The sequence below is a fragment of the Streptomyces sp. ISL-66 genome (assembly GCF_018614135.1).
Classification (GTDB): Bacteria; Actinomycetota; Actinomycetes; order Streptomycetales; family Streptomycetaceae; genus Streptomyces.
The window spans coordinates 18139-37398 of the sequence record NZ_JAGGOW010000056.1 but is presented as its reverse complement, the minus strand read 5'-3'; the positions used below and the strand labels follow the sequence as shown (position 1 = coordinate 37398).

General features: G+C 70.7%; 15 protein-coding genes, 1 tRNA gene and 1 riboswitch. Of the genes, 13 read left to right on the top strand and 3 right to left on the bottom strand.

Annotation, left to right across the window (positions count from 1 at the left end):
* The first annotated feature begins 165 nt into the window (after nucleotides 1-165).
* Nucleotides 166-786, top strand: coding sequence for a SurA N-terminal domain-containing protein (locus J7E97_RS12040; protein WP_215025655.1), 621 nt, complete (start codon nucleotides 166-168; stop codon nucleotides 784-786).
* Between the two features lie 23 nt (nucleotides 787-809).
* On the top strand, nucleotides 810-1799 hold the full coding sequence (locus J7E97_RS12035; RefSeq protein WP_215025652.1) for a nucleoside triphosphate pyrophosphohydrolase: 990 nt from the start codon (nucleotides 810-812) through the stop codon (nucleotides 1797-1799).
* 28 nt (nucleotides 1800-1827) lie between these two features.
* On the opposite strand, the gene J7E97_RS12030 is transcribed toward J7E97_RS12035, so the two are convergent.
* Nucleotides 1828-3075: a globin domain-containing protein gene (locus tag J7E97_RS12030; protein WP_308346470.1), complete on the bottom strand. Its 1248-nt coding sequence runs from the start codon at nucleotides 3073-3075 to the stop codon at nucleotides 1828-1830.
* Between the two features lie 121 nt (nucleotides 3076-3196).
* Between J7E97_RS12030 and J7E97_RS12025 the strand changes: the two genes are divergently transcribed.
* From J7E97_RS12025 to J7E97_RS11985, 9 genes are all read left to right on the top strand, one after another.
* A complete protein-coding gene (locus J7E97_RS12025) occupies nucleotides 3197-4486 on the top strand; it encodes a cytochrome P450 (protein WP_374224137.1) in 1290 nt (429 codons plus the stop codon).
* A 142-nt stretch (nucleotides 4487-4628) separates the two neighbouring features.
* Nucleotides 4629-5717, top strand: coding sequence for a transglycosylase family protein (locus J7E97_RS12020; RefSeq protein ID WP_308346469.1), 1089 nt, complete (start codon nucleotides 4629-4631; stop codon nucleotides 5715-5717).
* A gap of 276 nt (nucleotides 5718-5993) precedes the next feature.
* A riboswitch (cyclic di-AMP (ydaO/yuaA leader) is annotated at nucleotides 5994-6165 on the top strand.
* Nucleotides 6166-6167: 2 nt separating this feature from the next.
* Entirely contained in the window at nucleotides 6168-6881 is a 714-nt protein-coding gene (locus J7E97_RS12015) for a transglycosylase family protein (RefSeq protein WP_215025644.1), read from the top strand.
* A 329-nt stretch (nucleotides 6882-7210) separates the two neighbouring features.
* Nucleotides 7211-8497 carry a phosphopyruvate hydratase gene (eno, locus tag J7E97_RS12010; protein WP_215025641.1) on the top strand — a complete coding sequence of 429 codons (1287 nt, stop codon included), beginning with the start codon at nucleotides 7211-7213 and terminating at the stop codon, nucleotides 8495-8497.
* 118 nt (nucleotides 8498-8615) lie between these two features.
* Entirely contained in the window at nucleotides 8616-9104 is a 489-nt protein-coding gene (locus J7E97_RS12005; RefSeq protein ID WP_215025638.1) for a septum formation initiator family protein, read from the top strand.
* Between the two features lie 107 nt (nucleotides 9105-9211).
* The gene (locus J7E97_RS12000; RefSeq protein ID WP_215025635.1) at nucleotides 9212-9796 is read left to right on the top strand and encodes a DUF501 domain-containing protein; all 585 of its coding nucleotides are present in this window, start codon (nucleotides 9212-9214) and stop codon (nucleotides 9794-9796) included.
* Nucleotides 9793-10758: a Ppx/GppA phosphatase family protein gene (locus J7E97_RS11995; RefSeq protein WP_215025632.1), complete on the top strand. Its 966-nt coding sequence runs from the start codon at nucleotides 9793-9795 to the stop codon at nucleotides 10756-10758. Before J7E97_RS12000 ends, J7E97_RS11995 begins: the two co-directional genes overlap by 4 nt.
* A 446-nt stretch (nucleotides 10759-11204) precedes the next feature.
* Nucleotides 11205-12590, top strand: a complete 1386-nt coding sequence (locus J7E97_RS11990; protein ID WP_215025629.1) for an NAD(P)/FAD-dependent oxidoreductase — start codon at nucleotides 11205-11207, stop codon at nucleotides 12588-12590.
* 251 nt (nucleotides 12591-12841) lie between these two features.
* A complete protein-coding gene (locus J7E97_RS11985) occupies nucleotides 12842-14167 on the top strand; it encodes a cyclopropane-fatty-acyl-phospholipid synthase family protein (RefSeq protein WP_215025626.1) in 1326 nt (441 codons plus the stop codon).
* 119 nt (nucleotides 14168-14286) lie between these two features.
* Here the strand turns inward: J7E97_RS11985 and J7E97_RS11980 are convergent, their stop codons facing one another.
* Together J7E97_RS11980 and J7E97_RS11975 are read right to left on the bottom strand one after the other, a co-directional pair.
* A complete protein-coding gene (locus J7E97_RS11980) occupies nucleotides 14287-16839 on the bottom strand; it encodes an ABC transporter permease (RefSeq protein WP_215025623.1) in 2553 nt (850 codons plus the stop codon).
* Between the two features lie 65 nt (nucleotides 16840-16904).
* Nucleotides 16905-17669: an ABC transporter ATP-binding protein gene (locus J7E97_RS11975; protein ID WP_215025743.1), complete on the bottom strand. Its 765-nt coding sequence runs from the start codon at nucleotides 17667-17669 to the stop codon at nucleotides 16905-16907.
* A 420-nt stretch (nucleotides 17670-18089) separates the two neighbouring features.
* Here J7E97_RS11975 and J7E97_RS11970 point away from each other — a divergent pair.
* A tRNA-Leu gene (locus J7E97_RS11970) sits at nucleotides 18090-18171 on the top strand.
* Between the two features lie 213 nt (nucleotides 18172-18384).
* Complete coding sequence (locus J7E97_RS11965) at nucleotides 18385-19236, top strand: Bax inhibitor-1/YccA family protein (protein WP_215025620.1); 852 nt, start codon at nucleotides 18385-18387, stop codon at nucleotides 19234-19236.
* Nucleotides 19237-19260 lie beyond the last annotated feature (24 nt).

The window sequence follows — 19260 nt, the reverse complement described above, 5'->3', positions numbered from 1 at the left end:
CCGGGCCGGATGGCCGTCGGATGGTGTCGGCCCGAACGGCACAGCACCCCAACACCCCCGGAATCGTTGGTCGAACCGGTGGCTCTGGTCACCTGTACTGCATAACATCGACCATCGCACGGCCCTTGTGCACCGAAGCACAATCTCCCGGCCCTGGAGGCTCCTTTGCACCGTCGCACAGCGCTCTCCGTCTCCGCCGCCCTCCTCGTGGCGGCCCCACTGCTGTCCGCCTGCTCGGGCCAAGCGCGCCCCGGCACCGCGGCCGTCGTCGGCGGCGAACGGATCACCACCTCCGCACTCCAGGCCCAGGTGAACGACGTCCGCACCGCGCAGAACCGCTCCGAACACTCGGCCGAGCTCATCGCGGCCATCCCGCAGCTGGACCGGGTCAAGCTCGGCGCGATGATCCAGAGCCGCATCCTGGACCGGATGGCCGAGGACGCCGGGATCACCCTCACTCCCAAGGAGCTGGAGGAGGAGCGCAAGGCCTACGACCAGGGCAACGGCGGGACCGAGGCCTTCGAGGCCACGATCCTGCAGAAGGCCGCGATGGCCCCCGACCAGATCGAGCGCTGGGTCCGCGACCAGGTGCTCTTCGCCAGGCTCAACGCCAAGTACGGCGAGGGCAAGCTCTCCGAGCCCGCCTCGAAGGCCGCGTCCGGGCTGGGCATCGAGGTCAACCCGCGCTACGGCGCCTGGGACGCCCAGAAGGTCGGCCTCGGCGAGGCCCAGACCCCCTGGATCACCCAGGTCACCCGCCCCGAGCAGCCCCCGGCCGGAGCATAGGCGCGGAGAGGTAGGTTCGGAGGGTGACTGACGACGTACCCTCCGAGCCCACCGGCCGCATCGTCCTGCTGACCACCAGCCACCGGGTCGCCCCCGGCGTGCTGTCCTGGCCGGCCTGGCAGACCCTGCACGCCGCGGACCGGGTGCTGTGCGCCGACCCGGGCCATCCGCAGCTCCCGTACCTGCGCGAGGCCGGCATCGAGGTGGCGCACGAGAGCCCGGACGCGCACGAGCTGGTCGAGGCCTGCGCCGGCGGCCGCACGGTCGTGGTGATCCCGGGCGGCGAGGGCGACCGGCGGCTCACCGACGGACTCGCGCGCCTGGCGGGCTCCGGCCGCGTCAGCATGCCCGACCTGGAACTGCTGCCGGGCTCCTACGACCTGCCGGGCGCCCGCCTGCTCGACCTCGTCCAGGTCATGGACCGGGTCCGGCGCGAATGCCCCTGGAGCTCGCAGCAGACGCACGAGGGGCTGGTGAAGTACGCCATCGAGGAGGCGTACGAGCTGGTCGAGGCCATCGAGAACGGCGACCGCGAGGAACTGCGCGAGGAGCTCGGCGACGTCCTGCTCCAGGTCGTCTTCCACGCCCGCATCGCGCAGGAGGGCGGCCCCGGTGAAGAGGACGAGCCGTTCTCCATCGACGACGTGGCCGGAGCCCTCGTCGAGAAGCTGATCCACCGCCACCCCCACGTCTTCGGCGACGCCGAGGCGCACACCGCGCAGGACGTCAACGAGCACTGGCAGCGCACCAAGCAGATCGAGAAGCAGCGGAAGTCGGTGACCGACGGGATCCCGCTCGGCCAGCCCGGTCTCGCGCTCGCGGCCAAGCTCGCCGGCCGGGTCCGGACGGGCGGGGTGGACGTCGCCCTCCCGCGCGGCGAGGGCGTCGGGTACGAGCTGCTGGAGCTGGCGGCGCGCGCCGAGGCGGCCGGAACCGACCCCGAGACCGCGCTGCGCGCGGCGGCCCGGGTCTACCGGGAAGCGATCCGGGCGGCCGAGGGCGTCGGCGAGTAGCCCTCGGTCGCGGCAGGCCGCGAACGCGTCAGTACTCCCTCGGGGCGCGCCCCGAGGGGTTGTGCCAGTGCGGGTCCGGCCGGTTCAGGAACCACTCCCCGAAGCCCATCGGCCGGTCCCGCGGGTCCTGGCCCCGGCCGTCGTCCTGGCCGTCGTCCCGGCCGTCACCCCTGCCGAGGGCGGGCCCGGAGTCGTAGAAGATCCGGCCGGGGCGGGCGCCGAGTTCCTCCACGAGGTACGAGGTCTCCTCGATGAACCGCGGCGGACCGCTGAGGTAGACGTCCTGATCGGGCCAGAGCCCCCGGTTGCTGAGCGCGGTCGCCAGCCGGTCGGTGGCCTGGTTGCGGTGCCGGCCGGGGGCCGGCGTGAGGTAGGTGACGCTCAGCCAGTCGAAGGCGGCCGCGCACTCGTCGATGAGCGGGCGGTCGTAGAGGTGCGCGGCGTCCCGGGCCACCACGAAGAGCCGTACGTCCTGATCGGGAGGGCGGCCCGCCAGCTCCTCCAGCATGGCGCGGATCGGCGCCCAGCCGGTGCCGGCGGCGATGAAGGAGACGGGCCGGTCCCCGCGGCGGAAGGTCAGCTGCCCGCCGGCCGCGCCGAGGCGCAGCACGTCGCCGGGCCGCGCGTCCCGGACCAGGGCGGTGCTCATGCGGCCGTGCTCGATCCGGCTGACGTGCAGGTCGATCGTGCCGTCGGCGCGCGGCGCGTTGCCGATGGAGTAGGTGCGCCAGGTCGTCGGGACCCGCTCGCTGCTCACGCTCGTGTACTGGCCGGGGAGGTAGGGGAAGGGGGCGTGCGGGCGCAGCCTCAGGACGGCGATGTCCTGCCCGTACAGGAGGTGGCGCTGGACCTCGGCGTCCCACCAGGGCGGGTCCTCGCTGGAGGCGGCGCCGGCCATCATCGCGTCGGCGATGACCTGGTAGGCCTGCCCCCAGGCCTTTTCGACTTGGGGGGACCAGGCGTCCGCGGAGGCTTCCTGGAGCGCGGCGATGAGGCTGGCGCCGACGGCCGCGTAGTGCTCGGGGCTCGCGAGGAACTTGCGGTGGTCGCGGCCGAGGTCGCGTAGATAGGGGAGGAGCGTCTCGTTCTCCAGGTGTGCGATCACATGGGTCAGCGCGGCGAAGAGCCGGTCCCGCTGCCGCTGCATGTCCTCGGAGGAGGCCGGGAAGAGCTCACGGATTCCGGGGTTGTGCCAGAAGAGGTGGGTGTAGAAGTACTTGGCCGCGTGCTCGGCCCGTCTCTCCACCACCGCGAAGCTGCTTTTCAAGATCCTCACATCCACAAAACCGAAAGTAGGAATGCCGGACAAGGTGACGTCAAGCCATGGATGATCTACGGACAGCCGCGACGAACCACCCATATCGGATGGCGGTTCCCGGGCGGGATACGGTCTCCAGGTGCACGAGCAGACCCCCGCAGCCCCCGAAGCCCCCTCCGCCGCCCCGTCCGTGGACGGAACCGGCCCGACCCTGTTCGACTGGGAGTTCGCGACCGACCCGTACCCGGCGTACGCCTGGCTGCGCGAGCACGCACCCGTGCACCGCACCACACTCCCCAGCGGGGTCGAGGCCTGGCTGGTCACCCGGTACGCCGACGCCCGCCAGGCCCTCGCCGACCAGCGGCTCAGCAAGAACCCGGCCCACCACGAGGGATCGGCCCACGCCAAGGGCAGGACGGGGATCCCCGGTGAGCGCAAGGCCGAGCTGATGACGCACCTGCTCAACATCGACCCGCCGGACCACACGCGGCTGCGGCGGCTGGTGTCGAAGGCGTTCACCCCGCGCAGGGTCGCCGAGTTCGCCCCGAGGGTCCAGGAGCTGACCGACCACCTCATCGACCAGTTCGTGGCCAAGGGGGAGGCCGACCTCATCCACGAGTTCGCCTTCCCCCTCCCCATCTACGCCATCTGCGAGATGCTCGGCGTACCGCGCGAGGACCAGGACGACTTCCGCGACTGGGCCGGCATGATGATCCGCCACGGCGGAGGGCCGCGAGGCGGCGTCGCCCGGTCGGTGAAGCAGATGCGGACCTATCTCGGAGAGCTCATCCACCGCAAGCGCGACGCTCCCGGCGACGACCTGATCTCCGACCTGATCCGGGCCAGCGACCACGGCGACCACCTGACGGAGGCCGAGGCCACCGCCATGGCCTTCATCCTCCTGTTCGCGGGCTTCGAGACCACGGTCAACCTCATCGGCAACGGTGTCCACTCGCTCTTCATGAACCCGGACCAGCGCGAGCGCCTCCAGGCCTCCCTGGCCGCCGGCGAGAGCGAGCTGCTGGCCACCGGAGTCGAGGAGCTGCTGCGCTACGACGGGCCGGTGGAGCTGGCCACCTGGCGGTTCGCCACCGAACCCTTCGTCCTCGGCGGCCAGGACATCGCGGCGGGCGACCCGGTCCTGGTGGTCCTCGCGGCCGCCGACCGCGACCCCGAGAGGTTCGCCGACCCCGACGCCCTCGACCTCTCCCGGACCGACAACCAGCACCTCGGATACGGGCACGGCATCCACTACTGCGTCGGCGCCCCGCTCGCCCGTCTCGAAGGGCAGACGGCGCTCGCGACCCTGCTGAGGCGGCTGCCCGATCTGGAACTGGCCGTGCCGGCCGGGGAGCTGCGCTGGCGCGGCGGGCTCATCATGCGCGGACTGCGGACGCTTCCGGTTCGGTTCGCGGTGCAAACCAGCTGAAATCGTACTGACCTGAAGTCAGTCAACGCCCAAACTTGTGACAGGCGTTCGAAGGCCGCTAGGTTCTGCCGTTACCCCGCCGTTATGCGAAAGGTGCAACCTCATGGGTTCCGGGAACGGCCGCCACAGACGCCCCCGACAAGTGCCCGCACTTGTCGTCACCGCCGGAGTCGCCGGCTCCGCCCTCGCCCTGCCGCTGTTCGCGGCCACCGGTGCGAGCGCGGCAGAGACCACCACGTGGGACAAGGTCGCCGAGTGCGAGAGCGGCGGCACGTGGAGCGCGAACTTCGGCAGCGGCTCGTACGGCGGGCTGCAGTTCACCCAGGAGCAGTGGAAGAGCGCCGGAGGCCTCGACTTCGCCCCGCGCGCCGACCTCGCCAGCCGGTCCCAGCAGATCGCCGTGGCCGAGCGGGTGCTGGCCTCCCAGGGCCCCGCGGCCTGGCCGCAGTGCGGAGCCTCGGTCGGACTGTCGCAGCAGGCGCCGGCCGCCGTGGTGGACCCGGGCGCGCCGCGGGAGTCCAGGCCCGCGCCCCCCTCCGTGTCGCGGCCCGACTCCGTCGTGCCCTACCTCGGCCCGGCCACCCCGTCCACGGACTTCGGCGCTCCGACGCCCGCCGCGCCGGCCCCCTCCGACATGCCCTCCTTCATGCTCCCCGACTTCCCGCTGCCCGTGATGCCGAGTCCGGGCCTGTCGACCGGGCCCACGAGCCCGGCGGACCCGACCGCCCCCACGACGCCGACCGTCCCGTCCACGGACCCGACGGCCCCCACCACGCCCACGACTCCGCTCCCGCCGGTGGATCCGACGGCTCCCGCCGTTCCGTCCACTCCCGCCGACCCGGCGGCGCCCACGACGCCCGCCGACCCGACGGCGCCCACTTCGCCCACTTCACCCACTTCACCCGCTTCACCTGCTTCGCCCGACTCGCCCACGTCCCCGGCCGCCCCGTCGGCCCTCGGTGCCACCACCGACCCGGCCGGCACGTCGGCCGACGCGGTGGAGGGCGGCGGCAAGCACCGCGGTCCGGCCGCGGTCGAGGCCACGGTCACATCTGATGCGGCGTCGGACCCGGGGTACACCGTGAAGAGGGGCGACACCCTGGCCACCATCGCGGACGCCAACGGTGTGACGGGCGGCTGGAACGCGCTCTACGAGGCCAACGAGCAGGTCATCGGCGTCGACGCCAATCTCATCAAGCCCGGCCAGAATCTGGATCTAACGCACGAATAGGGACACTTGAGGCGCCCGGGAAGAGCCTGATTGTCCGTTTTCCGTAAGTGAGACATGTGTCTCTTCCGGTCAACTGGCGTGTCCGGCCCCCCGGGTTCCGCAAACCCCGCCCTCACCTGCGCAAACACCCCCGGGAAGAGCGCAAGCAGGCACCGTTTCTCCCCGATGGCGCTCGTTGAACATCGGGGGGAGACCTGTCTACCTTCTGAATCGCCCGCCACCGCGGGCTCCTTCGACCGCATCGCCGAATCCTGCCGGCGGACGGAGGGAACACTCGTCGCGCAAGCGCCGAAGGCAGGAGCGGGGGAACCAAGGTAGGCGCCGGAACCGGCCGTTGAGAGACGGTCACGGAACCGGCTAGGGGTTAAGACAGGCGCTAGGTCGCCTGGCCGGGCACTCACTCGCCCGAACCCGACAGCTCACCTCGAAGGCGTCGGTGAGGAGAACTCCATGCTGCTTTCCGCCAAGGGCAAGCACCGCCGCGGCTCCAAGGCCGTCCGCCTCGTCACGCTGGCCGGCGTCGCCGGTGTAGCCGTCGCGGCCCCCCTGATGGCCGCGGGCACCGCTTCCGCGGCGACCACCTCCGAGTGGGACCGCGTCGCCTCCTGCGAGTCCGGTGGCAACTGGGCCATCAACACGGGCAACGGCTACTACGGCGGCCTGCAGTTCTCGTCCTCCACCTGGGCCGCTTACGGCGGCAAGTCGTACGCCGCGCAGGCCAACCAGGCCTCCAAGGGCCAGCAGATAGCCATCGCCGAGAAGGTCCTCAAGGGCCAGGGCAAGGGCGCCTGGCCGTCCTGTGGCGTCGGCCTGTCGAACGCGGCGTACAACGGTGGCGCGGCCGAGGCCGCCCCGAAGGCCGAGACCAAGAAGACCGAACCGAAGAAGACCGCGCCGAAGAAGCAGGAGAAGGCCGCGCCGAAGACGGAGAAGCGCTCCGAGGCCACCACCCGCTCCGAGCGTCCGGCCGCCCCGGTCAAGCCGAAGACCGAGGCCCCCAAGACGGGCAACGGCTCCTACGAGGTCAAGTCCGGCGACACGCTGGGCACCATCGCGGCGGCGAGCAACGTCACCGGCGGCTGGGAGAAGCTCTTCGAGCTCAACAAGGACATCGTCTCGGACGCCGACCTGATCTTCCCGGGTCAGAAGCTGAAGCTCAGCTGAATCCAGCGGTGACACACCCGCAGCCGCGTTCGCGGCACACGTGATTCCCGCCGCCCGGCGCGTAACCCCCCACGCGCCGGGCGGTGCTGTGTGTCCTGACGGCCCGCCGGGTGAAGTCGGGTGAAGTCGGATGAACGCCCGGTGAACGCCCCGGCGGGTGAGGCTGATCAGGAGCCGTATGTCCTGTAAGGGGGGCATTCAGACCCTTTTTCGTCCCAGGACCCGGGCGGTCGGCTGGCCTGGTGCCCGGAGACGTTAGGCTCTAAGCGGCAAGGCCGTCCGACGGCCTGACCTGCCACCGCACACCCAGCGTCACATCCCAGAAGGAGATGCTCGTGCCGTCCATCGACGTCGTCGTAGCCCGGGAAATCCTGGACTCCCGAGGCAATCCCACGGTCGAGGTCGAGGTGGGCCTCGACGATGGCAGCACCGGCCGTGCTGCAGTCCCGTCCGGCGCCTCCACCGGTGCGTTCGAAGCCGTAGAGCTCCGTGACGGTGACCCCAACCGCTACCTGGGCAAGGGCGTCGAGAAGGCCGTCCTCGCCGTCATCGAGCAGATCGGCCCGGAGCTCGTCGGCTACGACGCCACCGAGCAGCGCCTGATCGACCAGGCGATGATCGACCTGGACGCCACCGAGAACAAGGGCTCCCTCGGCGCCAACGCCATCCTCGGCGTCTCCCTCGCCGTCGCGCACGCCGCGTCCGAGGCCTCCGACCTCCCGCTGTTCCGCTACCTCGGCGGTCCGAACGCGCACCTGCTGCCCGTTCCGATGATGAACATCCTGAACGGCGGGTCGCACGCCGACTCCAACGTCGACATCCAGGAATTCATGATCGCCCCGATCGGCGCGGAGTCCTTCTCCGAGGCCCTTCGCTGGGGTGCCGAGGTCTACCACACCCTCAAGAAGGTCCTGCACACCAAGGGCCTCTCCACCGGCCTGGGCGACGAGGGCGGCTTCGCGCCGAACCTGGAGTCGAACCGCGCCGCGCTCGACCTCATCGTCGAGGCCATCAAGCAGGCCGGCTACGTCCCGGGCAAGGACATCGCGCTCGCGCTCGACGTCGCCGCGTCCGAGTTCTACAAGGACGGCAAGTACGAGTTCGAGGGCCAGTCCCGCTCGGCCGCCGAGATGACCGAGTACTACGAGGAGCTCGTCTCCGCGTACCCGCTCGTCTCCATCGAGGACCCGCTGTACGAAGACGACTGGTCGGGCTGGAAGACCCTCACCGACAAGCTGGGCGCCAAGGTCCAGATCGTCGGCGACGACCTCTTCGTCACGAACCCGGAGCGCCTGGCCCGCGGCATCGAAGAGGGCTCGGCCAACGCCCTGCTCGTGAAGGTGAACCAGATCGGTTCGCTGACCGAGACCCTCGACGCCGTCGAAATGGCCCAGCGCAACGGCTTCAAGTGCATGATGTCGCACCGCTCCGGCGAGACCGAGGACGTCACCATCGCCGACCTCGCGGTCGCCGTGAACTGCGGCCAGATCAAGACCGGCGCCCCGGCCCGCTCGGACCGCGTCGCCAAGTACAACCAGCTGCTGCGCATCGAGGAGATCCTCGACGACGCCGCGGTGTACGCGGGCCGCTCCGCATTCCCGCGCTTCAAGGGCTGACCACCGCTTCACGGCTGAACGGTCCTTTGGGGGCGCAAGCCTCCCTACGTCCCCGCACTCGGTCCCGTACCGTGTGCGGGGACGTATTGCGTCGTGCGTACATAGGGGAGGCGGATCAATGGCCGGGAACCGGGACCGGTTCGCCACGTTCTCGACGGCGACCAGGCTCAAGCAGCTGGGCGAGCGGACCGCGGCACACGTCTACCGCTCGCAGTCCCGCCGCCAGGTGCGGCGCAGCCGGCTCACCGGCCGGGCCGCCCTGCTCGTCCTGGTCCTCTGTACCCTGGTCGTCGCCCTCGCGTATCCGATGCGCCAGTACGTGTCCCAGCGCTCGGAGATCGCGGAGCAGCAGAAGGACGCCGCCCTCGCGCGGGACCGGCTGGAACGGCTGCGCGACGAGAAGGCACGCTGGCAGGACAACGCGTACGCGGAGCAGCAGGCGCGCAAGCACCTGCACTTCGTCCGGCCGGGGGAGATCAGCTACATCATGAGCGACCCCGGGGCCGAGGCCGCCGAGCACCGCCGCAAGGGGCAGGCCGCGACCGACCGCCCCTGGTACTCCAACGTCTGGGACGGCGTCGACAAGGCCGACCGCCCGGGCGACTGAGTACGCACCGCGCACCCACCGCGTACGCGGCCACCGCGCACGCACCGACCGCGTACGCACCTCCGCGCACGAGACCATCCACGAGAACGAAAAGACTTCCTCCAGGCATGCAGACGCCCCCGCCCCAGACCGACCGGACCGAGCCGACCGCCGCAGACATCGAGGCGTTCCAGCAGCAGCTCGGCCGCCCGCCGCGCGGGCTGCGCGCCATCGCGCACCGCTGCCCCTGCGGGCAGCCGGACGTGGTGGAGACCGCCCCGCGGCTCCCCGACGGCACGCCCTTCCCGACGCTGTACTACCTGACCTGCCCGCGCGCCGCCGGTGCGATCGGCACGCTGGAAGCCAACGGCGTGATGAAGGAGATGCAGGGCCGGCTCGCCGAGGACCCCGAACTGGCCGCCGCCTACCGGGCCGCGCACGAGGACTACCTCACCCGCCGCGACGCCATCGAGGTGCTCCAGGGCTTCCCGAGCGCCGGCGGCATGCCGGACCGGGTGAAGTGCCTGCACGTGCTGGTCGGCCACTCGCTGGCCGCGGGCCCGGGTGTGAACCCGTTCGGCGACGAGGCCCTCGCGATGCTGCCCGAGTGGTGGGCCAAGGGCGCCTGCGTCACGCCGTGCGGTGAGAAGAAGGACGAGAAGGACGCCGAGAAGGACGCCGAGAGGGACGCCGAGAAGGAGTCGGGCGCGTGACCCGGGTCGCGGCCATCGACTGCGGTACGAACTCCATCCGGCTCCTCGTCGCGGACTGCACTCTGCCCGACGGCGCCTCCGGCGCGGGCGGCACGGGCGAATTGGTCGAGCTGGACCGCCGGATGACCGTCGTCCGCCTCGGCCAGGGCGTCGACCAGACGGGCCGGCTGGCCCCCGAGGCGCTGGCGCGCACCTTCGCGGCCTGCCGCGAGTACGCGGCGGTCATCAAGGAGCTCGGCGCCGAACGCGTGCGCTTCGTGGCGACCTCGGCCTCCCGGGACGCCGAGAACCGGGACGAGTTCGTCCAGGGCGTGCTGGACATCCTGGGCGTCGAACCCGAGGTGATCTCCGGCGGCCAGGAGGCGGAGTTCTCCTTCTCCGGCGCCACCAAGGAGCTGACGGGCCGCACCGATCTGGAGCGCCCCTTCCTGGTCGTGGACATCGGTGGCGGCTCGACCGAGTTCGTGGTCGGCGACGACCACGTCCGGGCGGCCCGCTCCGTCGACGTGGGCTGCGTGCGGATGACCGAGCGCCACCTGGTGGTCGACGGGGTCGTCAGCGACCCGCCGACCGAGGCGCAGGTGGCCGCCGTGCGGGCCGACATCGAGGCCGCGCTGGACGTGGCCGCCGAGACGGTTCCGCTGGGGCAGGCGCGCACGCTGGTCGGCCTGGCCGGCTCGGTGACCACGGTCGCCGGGATCGCGCTCGACCTGGCGGAGTACGACTCGCAGGCGATCCACCACTCCCGGATCCCGTACGAGACGGTCCGCGAGATCAGCGAGCGGATGCTGACGCTGACCCACGCCGAGCGCGCGGCGATCCCGGTGATGCACCCGGGCCGGGTCGACGTGATCGGGGCGGGAGCCCTGATTCTGCTGGCCGTCATGGAGCGCGTGGGCGCCTCGGAGGTCGTGGTCTCGGAGCACGACATCCTCGACGGAATCGCCTGGTCGGTCGCGTGAGTGCGGTGTGACGGCCGCGTGACGGTCGCCCGGCGGCTGCCTCCTCGGTGCCCCTCAGGGGCCCGGCGGCAGCCGTTCGGAGGCCTTGGCTCCCGCCGTCCGCACGAAGTTCGTGAAGTTCTTCACAAGGAAAAGATGCCCGCGAGGGCTCCGGAGGAGCCTTTTGGGCGAGTCGAGAGCCGCTCGAGCCTTGTTTTCACGAGCGTTCGTGCGAATGGAGCCCGGCGCGGTGGCTCGGCGGTAGGTATCCACGAACCCGGTGGTCTACTCCGCTTACGGGGCTGGAGGCCAGTTCAGGACTGGTGTTCAACGACTCCCGTTACATGCTGGTTCCCACTTCGCGCCATGACCTGGGTCACGTGGGCGGCGGAGTGTAGCAGAGGGTCCCAAGGTCCTTGTGAAGGGGCTCACGAGCGTCACTCCTTGGGGTGCTGGATACTCGTTCCATGAGCACCACGGAGCGTCCCAGGATCCTCGTTGTAGGAGGTGGGTACGTAGGCCTGTACGCAGCCAAGCGCATCATGAAGAAGATGCGCTACGGCGAGGCGACCGTCACGGTCGTCGACCCGCGCTCGTACATGACCTACCAGCCCTTCCTCCCTGAAGTGGCCGCAGGCAGCATCTCGCCTCGGCACGTCGTCGTCCCGCTGCGACGCGTGCTGCCCAAGGCTGAGGTTCTCACCGGCCGGGTCACCAGCATCGACCAGGACCGCAAGGTCGCCGTCGTCACGCCGCTGGTCGGCGAGGCGTACGAGCTGCCCTTCGACTACCTGGTGATCGCGCTCGGCGCCATCTCCCGCACCTTCCCGATCCCCGGCCTCGCCGAACAGGGCATCGGTATGAAGGGCGTCGAAGAGGGCATCGGCCTGCGCAACCACGTACTCGAGCAGCTCGACAAGGCCGAGTCCACGACGGACGAGGACGTCCGCCGCAAGGCCCTCACCTTCGTCTTCGTCGGCGGCGGCTTCGCCGGTGCGGAGACCATCGGCGAGGTCGAGGACATGGCCCGCGACGCGGCCAAGTACTACACCAGCATCAAGCGCGAGGACATGCGCTTCATCCTGGTCGACGCGGCCGACAAGATCCTTCCCGAGGTCGGGCCCAAGCTCGGCACCTGGGGCAAGGAGCACCTCGAGTCGCGCGGCATCGAGATCTACCTCAACACCTCCATGGACTCCTGCGTGGACGGCCACGTGGTGCTGAAGAACGGCCTCGAGGTCGACTCCAACACCCTCGTGTGGACCGCGGGCGTCAAGCCCAACCCGGTGCTGGCCCGCTACGGCCTCCCGCTCGGCCCCCGCGGCCACGTGGACGCCGAGCCGACCCTCCAGGTCAAGGGCACGGACTACATCTGGACCGCCGGCGACAACGCCCAGGTGCCGGACCTCGCCGCCCGCAAGGCCGGCGTGGAGAACGCCTGGTGCCCGCCGAACGCCCAGCACGCGCTGCGCCAGGCCAAGGTCCTCGGCGACAACGTCATCTCGGGCATGCGGGGCTTCCCGCAGTCCGAGTACTCGCACTCCAACAAGGGTGCGGTGGCGGGCCTCGGCCTCCACAAGGGCGTCGCGATGATCGTCATGGGCAAGATGAAGATCAAGCTCAAGGGCCGTCTCGCCTGGTACATGCACCGCGGCTACCACGGCATGGCCATGCCGACCTGGAACCGCAAGATCCGCGTCTTCGCCGACTGGACCCTCGCCATGTTCCTCAAGCGCGAGGTCGTCTCCCTCGGTGCGCTGGAGACTCCCCGCGAGGAGTTCTACGAGGCCGCCAAGCCGGCCCCGGCTCCGGCCGCCGTCACTGCCCCGGCCGAGAAGGCCAAGGCCTCCTGACCCGGTCCGGCAGCACCTCGTAGGACCAGCAGGACCAGCAGGACCAGAGGCACCCGTAGGACCCAGAAGGACCCAGTAGGACCGGCAAGACCCAGCGCGACCCGAAGGGGCCGCCCGCCATCCGTGGTGCGGGCGGCCCCTTCGGCGTGCCTCGAGCGCCGCTCGGCTCTCCGGACGGCGGACCCGTCCGGCGGCTTATCCGCCGCCCAGGACGGGTAGACGCTTGGGTCGGACCTTTCTGGAGGTGTGCCATGACCGACGCCGCGCCGCGGCTGGTCGCTGTTGCCGAGACCCTGCTCGGCGCCCCCCTGCCCGTGCGCGTCCGGGCCTGGGACGGCAGCGAAGCGGGCCCGCCCGCCGGCCCCGTCCTCGTCTTCCACAGCCGCCGCGCCCTGCGCCGCCTGCTGTGGAAGCCGGGTGAGCTGGGCCTGGCGCGGGCTTGGGTATCGGGGGACATGACGGTGGAGGGCGATCTGTTCGCCCTCCTGGAACGAGTGGCGCCGCTGCTGTGGGAGAGCGGCCGCCGGCCCGGCGAAGAGCCGCCGCCCCAGGCCCCCCAGGGACTGCGGGCCCTGCTGCGCGATCCCGCGCGGCGGACGGCCCTACGCGACCTCGTGGGCCTGGCCCGGCCGTGGCCGGCGCCCGCTCCGCCGCCCGAGGAGGCGCAGCGCCGCGGTGGGCCCCGGCACACCAAGGGCCGCGACCGCGCGGCCATCAGCCACCACTACGACGTGGGCAACGAGTTCTACGCCCACGTGCTCGGCCCCTCGATGGTGTACTCCTGCGCCTACTGGAGCCCGGGCGGCACGCTGGAGGAGGCCCAGCACGACAAGCTCGACCTGGTCTGCCGCAAGCTGGCCCTGAGCCCCGGCGACCGGCTCCTGGACGTCGGCTGCGGCTGGGGCTCCATGGCCCTGCACGCGGCCCGCGCGTACGGGGTCAGGGTCACCGGGATCACCCTCTCGCGCGAGCAGGCCGCCTACGCGCGCAAGCGGGTGGCCGAGGAGGGCCTGGCCGACCTCGTCGAGATCCGGGTCCAGGACTACCGGGACGTCAAGGACGGCCCGTACGACGCGATCTCCTCCATCGGCATGGCCGAGCACGTGGGCTCCGAGCGCTACCGCGCGTACGCCCAGACCCTGCACGCGCTGCTGCGGCCCGGCGGCCGGCTGCTGAACCATCAGATCGCCCGGCGCCCCGAACCGGACGAAGAGGCGTACCGGATCGACGAGTTCATAGACGCCTACGTCTTCCCCGACGGCGAGCTCTCCCCGCTCGGCACCACCGTCGGAGAACTGGAGCGGGCCGGCTTCGAGGTCCGTGACGTGGAGGCGCTGCGCGAGCACTACGCCCTCACCCTGCGGGCCTGGGTGGCGCGGCTGGAGAAGCACTGGGACGAGGCCGTGCGGCTGACCTCCGTCGGGCGGTCCCGGGTCTGGCTGCTGTACATGGCGGCCTCGGCGCTCGGCTTCGAGCGCAACCGGCTCGGGGTCAACCAGGTGCTGGCCGTGCGCACCGACGACGGGGGCCCGGCGGATTCCGGGATGCCGCTGCGCGCCCGCCAGTGGTCGGCGTAAGGGCCCGGAGGCGGACGCGGGCGGAAACGGGCCGGGGGCCCCGCGACGGAAAGTCGCGGGGCCCCCGGTCTTCGTGCGGGCCGCCCTCGCGTGGGCGGCCGTCGTACGGTGCCGGTCGCTCACTCCGTCTTGATGGCGGTCAGCATGTTCAGCCGGGCCGCGCTGCGGGCGGGCCACATGGCCGCCAGGGCGCCGACGATGCCGGCCAGCAGCATGAAGATCGCGATCCGGTCGAAGGGGATGACCAGGGCGTAGTTCGGGATGGAGCCCTTGATGGTCTCGCCGACGGCCCAGGCGATGAAGGTGCCGAGGGCCACGCCGATCACCGCGCCGAAGAGCGAGATCACGATGGCTTCCAGGCGGATCATGTTCTTGACCTTGCCGCGGTCCAGGCCGATCGCCCGCAGCATGCCGATCTCCTGCGTCCGCTCGTACACGGACATGGCCAGGGTGTTCACGACGCCGAGGACCGAGATGATCAGGGCCATGCCGAGCAGGCCGTACATGATGTTCAGGGCGGTGTTGATCATGCCGCCCATCTCGTCGCGGATGTCCTGCTGGGTGGCGAAGGTGATCGCCGGGTTCTTGCCGAGGGCGTCGACGAGGGACTTCCCGGCCTTCTCGGAGGCGCCGCCGTCCGTCTTGACGTAGACCTCGCGGATGTACGGCTCCTCGCTGTGCTTGTCGAGGATGCTGTAGTCGATCACGTAGGGGGAGAGCATGCCCTCCATGTCCTTGTAGATCGCGCCGACCTTGAGGTCGGCCTTCTGCTCGTCTTCGAAGGTGGCCTTCAGCGTGGAGCCGACCGACAGGCCGCTCTCCTTGGCGGTCTTCTCGGCGACCGCCACCTCGCCCTTGGCGAGGCTGTCCATCCGCCCGCCGACCACGTCGAAGTTGAGGAGCTGACCGATGGTGGCCGGGTTGACGCCGGAGACGGAGTGGAACTCCTTGCCGTCACCGGTCCGCAGGTACCCGGCCTGCTGCGGGGAGACCGCCTTGACGCCCGGAGCCTTCGCCAGGGCCGGTAGCACGGAGGGGTCCAGGTTGCCCATGGTGTCGCCCATGGAGACCTTGTAGTCGGCCTTGAGGTTGTCCGTCGTCATGCGGTCGATGGCCTTGCCCATGGTGATGCCGAGCACGGACAGGGCGGTGACCAGGGTCAGGCCGATGGCCAGGGAGGCGGCGGTGACGGCGGTGCGGCGGGGGTTGCGGACGGCGTTCTGCGCGGCGAGCTTGCCGGCGACGCCGAAGAGCTTCTCCATCAGCGGGCGGACGGCCGCGATGACCGGGCGGGAGAGCGCCGGCAGCAGGATGATGATGCCGATCATCGTGAGGAAGGCGCCGGCGCCGATGAGCGTCTTGCCGTCCTTGCCGGTCAGCGCGCCGCCCAGGATGGCGAGCATACCGAGCAGGGTGACCGCGCCGCCGATGCTGTTGCGCAGCATCAGGGACTTGACGGTGGCCGGCAGGTGGGCGCTGCCCATGGCGGCGACCGGGGCGATCTTCGCGGTGCGGCGCGCGGGCAGCCAGGCGGCGAGCATCGTGACGAGGACGCCGATGCCGATCGCGGCGGCGATGGTGAGGGGTGCGACGACCAGCGGGCCGGCCGGGATCTTGATGTCGAAGGCGCCCATCGCGGAGCGCATGCCGATCGCGAGGCCGATGCCGGCGACCAGGCCGATGGCGGCGGAGATCACGCCGACGACCAGGGCCTCGGCCAGGACCGAGCGCTTGACCTGGCCGCGGTTGGCGCCGACGGCGCGCAGCAGGGCCAGCTCCTTCGTGCGCTGGGCGACCAGCATGGTGAAGGTGTTGTAGATCAGGAAGACGCCGACGAAGAGCGAGATCAGGGCGAACACGAGCAGCATCTGGTTCATGCTGCCCATGCCCTCCTCGATCTGCTCGGCCTGTTCGGCAGCGAGGGCCGCGCCGGTCTGTGCCTTGGCGTCCTTGCCGACGAGGGGCTTGATCGCGGCGAGCAGCGCCTCGGCGTCGGTGCCGGTCTTGGCGCTGACCGAGAGCTCGTCGTAGAAGCCGGGCTTGAGGTAGAGCTGCTGGGCGGTCGGGGTGTCGAACAGGACGAGCGAGCCGCCCGCGTTGACCGCGCCGTCCTCGGTGGTGAAGACACCGGCGAGGGCGTACTCCTTGGCCGGGCCGTTGTCGGCCACCCGGACCCTGTCGCCCACTTGGTACTTGCCGCGCTCGGCCGTCTCCTCGTCGAGGGCGATCTGGTCGGCCGTGGCCGGGCCGCTGCCCTGGGTGAAGGCGTAGCGGGGGTCCTTGCCGTCCTTCAGCGGGACGAAGTTGGCGCCGGCGTTGGACCAGCCGGTGCCGATCAGCTTGCCGTCCTGGTCGCCGACGGCGGCGAAGCCGTGGACGCGGCCCGAGGCGGCGTCCACGCCGTTCAGCGCCTTGACCTTGTCGAGGGTCTGCTGGCTGATGCCCGGCTCGCCCTCCTTCGCGCCGTCGGCGTTGCGGGAGGGACCGTAGGAGGTGACCGAGACGGCCACGCCCTCGAAGCTCTTGGCGGACTGGTTCGACATCGCCTTGCCGACGGTGTCGGTGAAGACGAGCGTGCCGGCGACGAAGGCGACGCCGAGGACGACGGCGAGCACCGTCATCAGCAGCCGGGCCTTGTGCGCGAGCACGTTGCGCAGGGCGGTACGGAACATGGTGGAGGAGTCCAGGTGGTAAGGGGTCAGCGGCGACGGACGTCTGCGGGGGGAACGGGCGTCCCTCAGCTGGTGCGGCCCTTGGCGTCGAAGGCCTTCATGCGGTCCAGCACGCCGTCCGCGGTGGGGTGCAGCATCTCGTCGACGATGCGGCCGTCGGCGAGGAAGATGACGCGGTCCGCGTAGGAGGCGGCGACCGGGTCGTGGGTGACCATGACGACGGTCTGGCCGAGCTCGCGGACCGAGTTGCGCAGGAAGCCGAGAACCTCGGCGCCCGAGCGCGAGTCCAGGTTTCCGGTCGGCTCGTCGCCGAAGATGATCTCGGGACGGGAGGCCAGGGCGCGGGCGACGGCAACGCGCTGCTGCTGGCCGCCGGAGAGCTGGGTGGGACGGTGGCCGAGGCGGTCGGAGAGGCCGACCATGGAGATCACCGAGTCCAGCCACTGCTTGTCCGGCTTGCGGCCGGCGATGTCCATGGGGAGCGTGATGTTCTCCAGGGCCGTCAGGGTCGGCAGCAGGTTGAAGGCCTGGAAGATGAAGCCGATCTTGTCCCGGCGCAGCTGCGTGAGCTGCTTGTCCTTCAGGGTGGAGAGCTCGGTCTCGCCGATCCGGACGGACCCGGCGGAGAAGGTGTCCAGGCCGGCGACGCAGTGCATCAGCGTGGACTTGCCGGAGCCGGAGGGCCCCATGATCGCGGTGAACCGGCCCGAGGCGAAGTCCACGGAGACGTTGTCCAGGGCGACCACCTGGGTCTCGCCCTGGCCGTACACCTTGGAGAGGCCGGTGGCGCGCGCGGCGACGGCCTGGGTGGTGTGCGGAGCGTAGTTCATGGTCGTCACGGGAGCGACTCCTGTCAGGGGCGGGGCCTGCGGACCGGGCTCACGGTCCGCGGTGGGCGGGGCCTTCCCATCGTCGGTGGACCCACCCCCGCTCCGGATCAGCCGTGGTGCCCGTTCTCCGGCCCACTGGAGTCTGACGCGGACGGCTCGGGCTCCTCCTTTGGGATGACGGGCGGGTGGCGCCCGGGGTGGTGCCCGGGGTGGCGCGGGCCATCGAAATCCCGTCAATCCCGTGGCGGCCGTGATCACCGCGGGCAAGGGGCCGACCGTGCGTTCTGGGTGCTGACGATCCATCAACCACCAGTAAAATCAGACAACATCGGCGAGATGCCCAGGTCGGAGTGCAGGCCTTCCGGATAGGCTCGACCGTAGCGTTCGAAGGTTTTTCACAAGGGGGCCGCTACGCCCTGCGCCCGGATGGTGGAATGCAGACACGGCGAGCTTAAACCTCGCTGACCTTCGGGTCGTGCCGGTTCAAGTCCGGCTTCGGGCACGACGACGTTCCGTCGAACCGGAACGTGCGAACGGCGGGGGCGCCCGAGGGGCCCCCGCCGCCGCCATTGCACGGCCCCGTTCCTCCGCCCGCAGGATCCGGGCGTTTTGCCGGTCGGATCCCGGAAAGATCCTCCCCGAGCAGTAGGGCGATTCCTTTGCTACCGCATTACTCTTGACGCAAGGCCGCGCACGGTGGCCACGGAGGAGTGAGATGAGGAGCAGCAACCCGGTCTTCTCGCGACGGGGGTTCAGCCGCGACAACGGTGCTTATGCGGGCTTCGGCACGCAGCAGCCCCAGGCCGGGGCCACGACCAACCCCTACGCGACCAACCCCTACGCGACCGACCCGGCCACGGGTATGCCGCAGGCGCCGGTGCGCGGAAACGCGATGACCATCGACGACGTCGTGAGCCGTACGGCCATGACGCTCGGCACGGTCATCCTGACGGCGGTCATCTCCTGGATCACGCTGCCCGTCGATGCGGCCAACATCAACACGTCGTACGGCATCGCCGTCGGCGCCGCGCTCATCGCGTTCGTCCTCGCGATGGTGCAGTCGTTCAAGAGCAAGCCCGTACCGGCGCTGATCCTGGCCTACGCGGCGTTCGAGGGCGTCTTCCTCGGTGTCATCAGCGCGGCCGTCAGCGCCCAGCTCGGCGCCGGCACGGTCGTCCAGGCCGTGATGGGCACGATGTGCGTCTTCGCCGGCGTGCTGATCGCCTACAAGATGCGCTGGATCAACGTCAACCGGCGCTTCTACGGCTTCGTGATGGCCGCCGCCATGGGCTTCATGCTCCTGATGGCCGTCAACCTGCTGTTCTCGATCTTCGGCGGCGGTGACGGCCTCGGCTTCCGCAGCGGCGGTCTCGGCATCCTCTTCGGCGTCATCGGCGTCATCCTCGGTGCCTGCTTCCTCGCCCTGGACTTCAAGCAGGTCGAGGACGGCGTGACCTACGGCGCCCCGCGCGAGGAGTCCTGGCTGGCGGCCTTCGGCCTCACCATGACGCTGGTGTGGATCTACATGGAGATGCTGCGCCTGATCTCCATCCTCAAGGGTGACTAGCGGCAACACCCCATTGAGCTGAGG

Bases quoted from the DNA above. Each gene is read 5' to 3' on its own strand.
- J7E97_RS12015 (WP_215025644.1), top strand. From the start codon at position 6,168: ATGCTGCTTTCCGCCAAGGGCAAGCACCGCCGCGGCTCCAAGGCCGTC.
- eno (WP_215025641.1), top strand. From the start codon at position 7,211: ATGCTCGTGCCGTCCATCGACGTCGTCGTAGCCCGGGAAATCCTGGAC.
- J7E97_RS12005 (WP_215025638.1), top strand. From the start codon at position 8,616: ATGGCCGGGAACCGGGACCGGTTCGCCACGTTCTCGACGGCGACCAGG.
- J7E97_RS12000 (WP_215025635.1), top strand. From the start codon at position 9,212: ATGCAGACGCCCCCGCCCCAGACCGACCGGACCGAGCCGACCGCCGCA.
- J7E97_RS11990 (WP_215025629.1), top strand. From the start codon at position 11,205: ATGAGCACCACGGAGCGTCCCAGGATCCTCGTTGTAGGAGGTGGGTAC.
- J7E97_RS11985 (WP_215025626.1), top strand. From the start codon at position 12,842: ATGACCGACGCCGCGCCGCGGCTGGTCGCTGTTGCCGAGACCCTGCTC.
- J7E97_RS11980 (WP_215025623.1), bottom strand. From the start codon at position 16,839: ATGTTCCGTACCGCCCTGCGCAACGTGCTCGCGCACAAGGCCCGGCTG.
- J7E97_RS11975 (WP_215025743.1), bottom strand. From the start codon at position 17,669: ATGAACTACGCTCCGCACACCACCCAGGCCGTCGCCGCGCGCGCCACC.
- J7E97_RS11965 (WP_215025620.1), top strand. From the start codon at position 18,385: ATGAGGAGCAGCAACCCGGTCTTCTCGCGACGGGGGTTCAGCCGCGAC.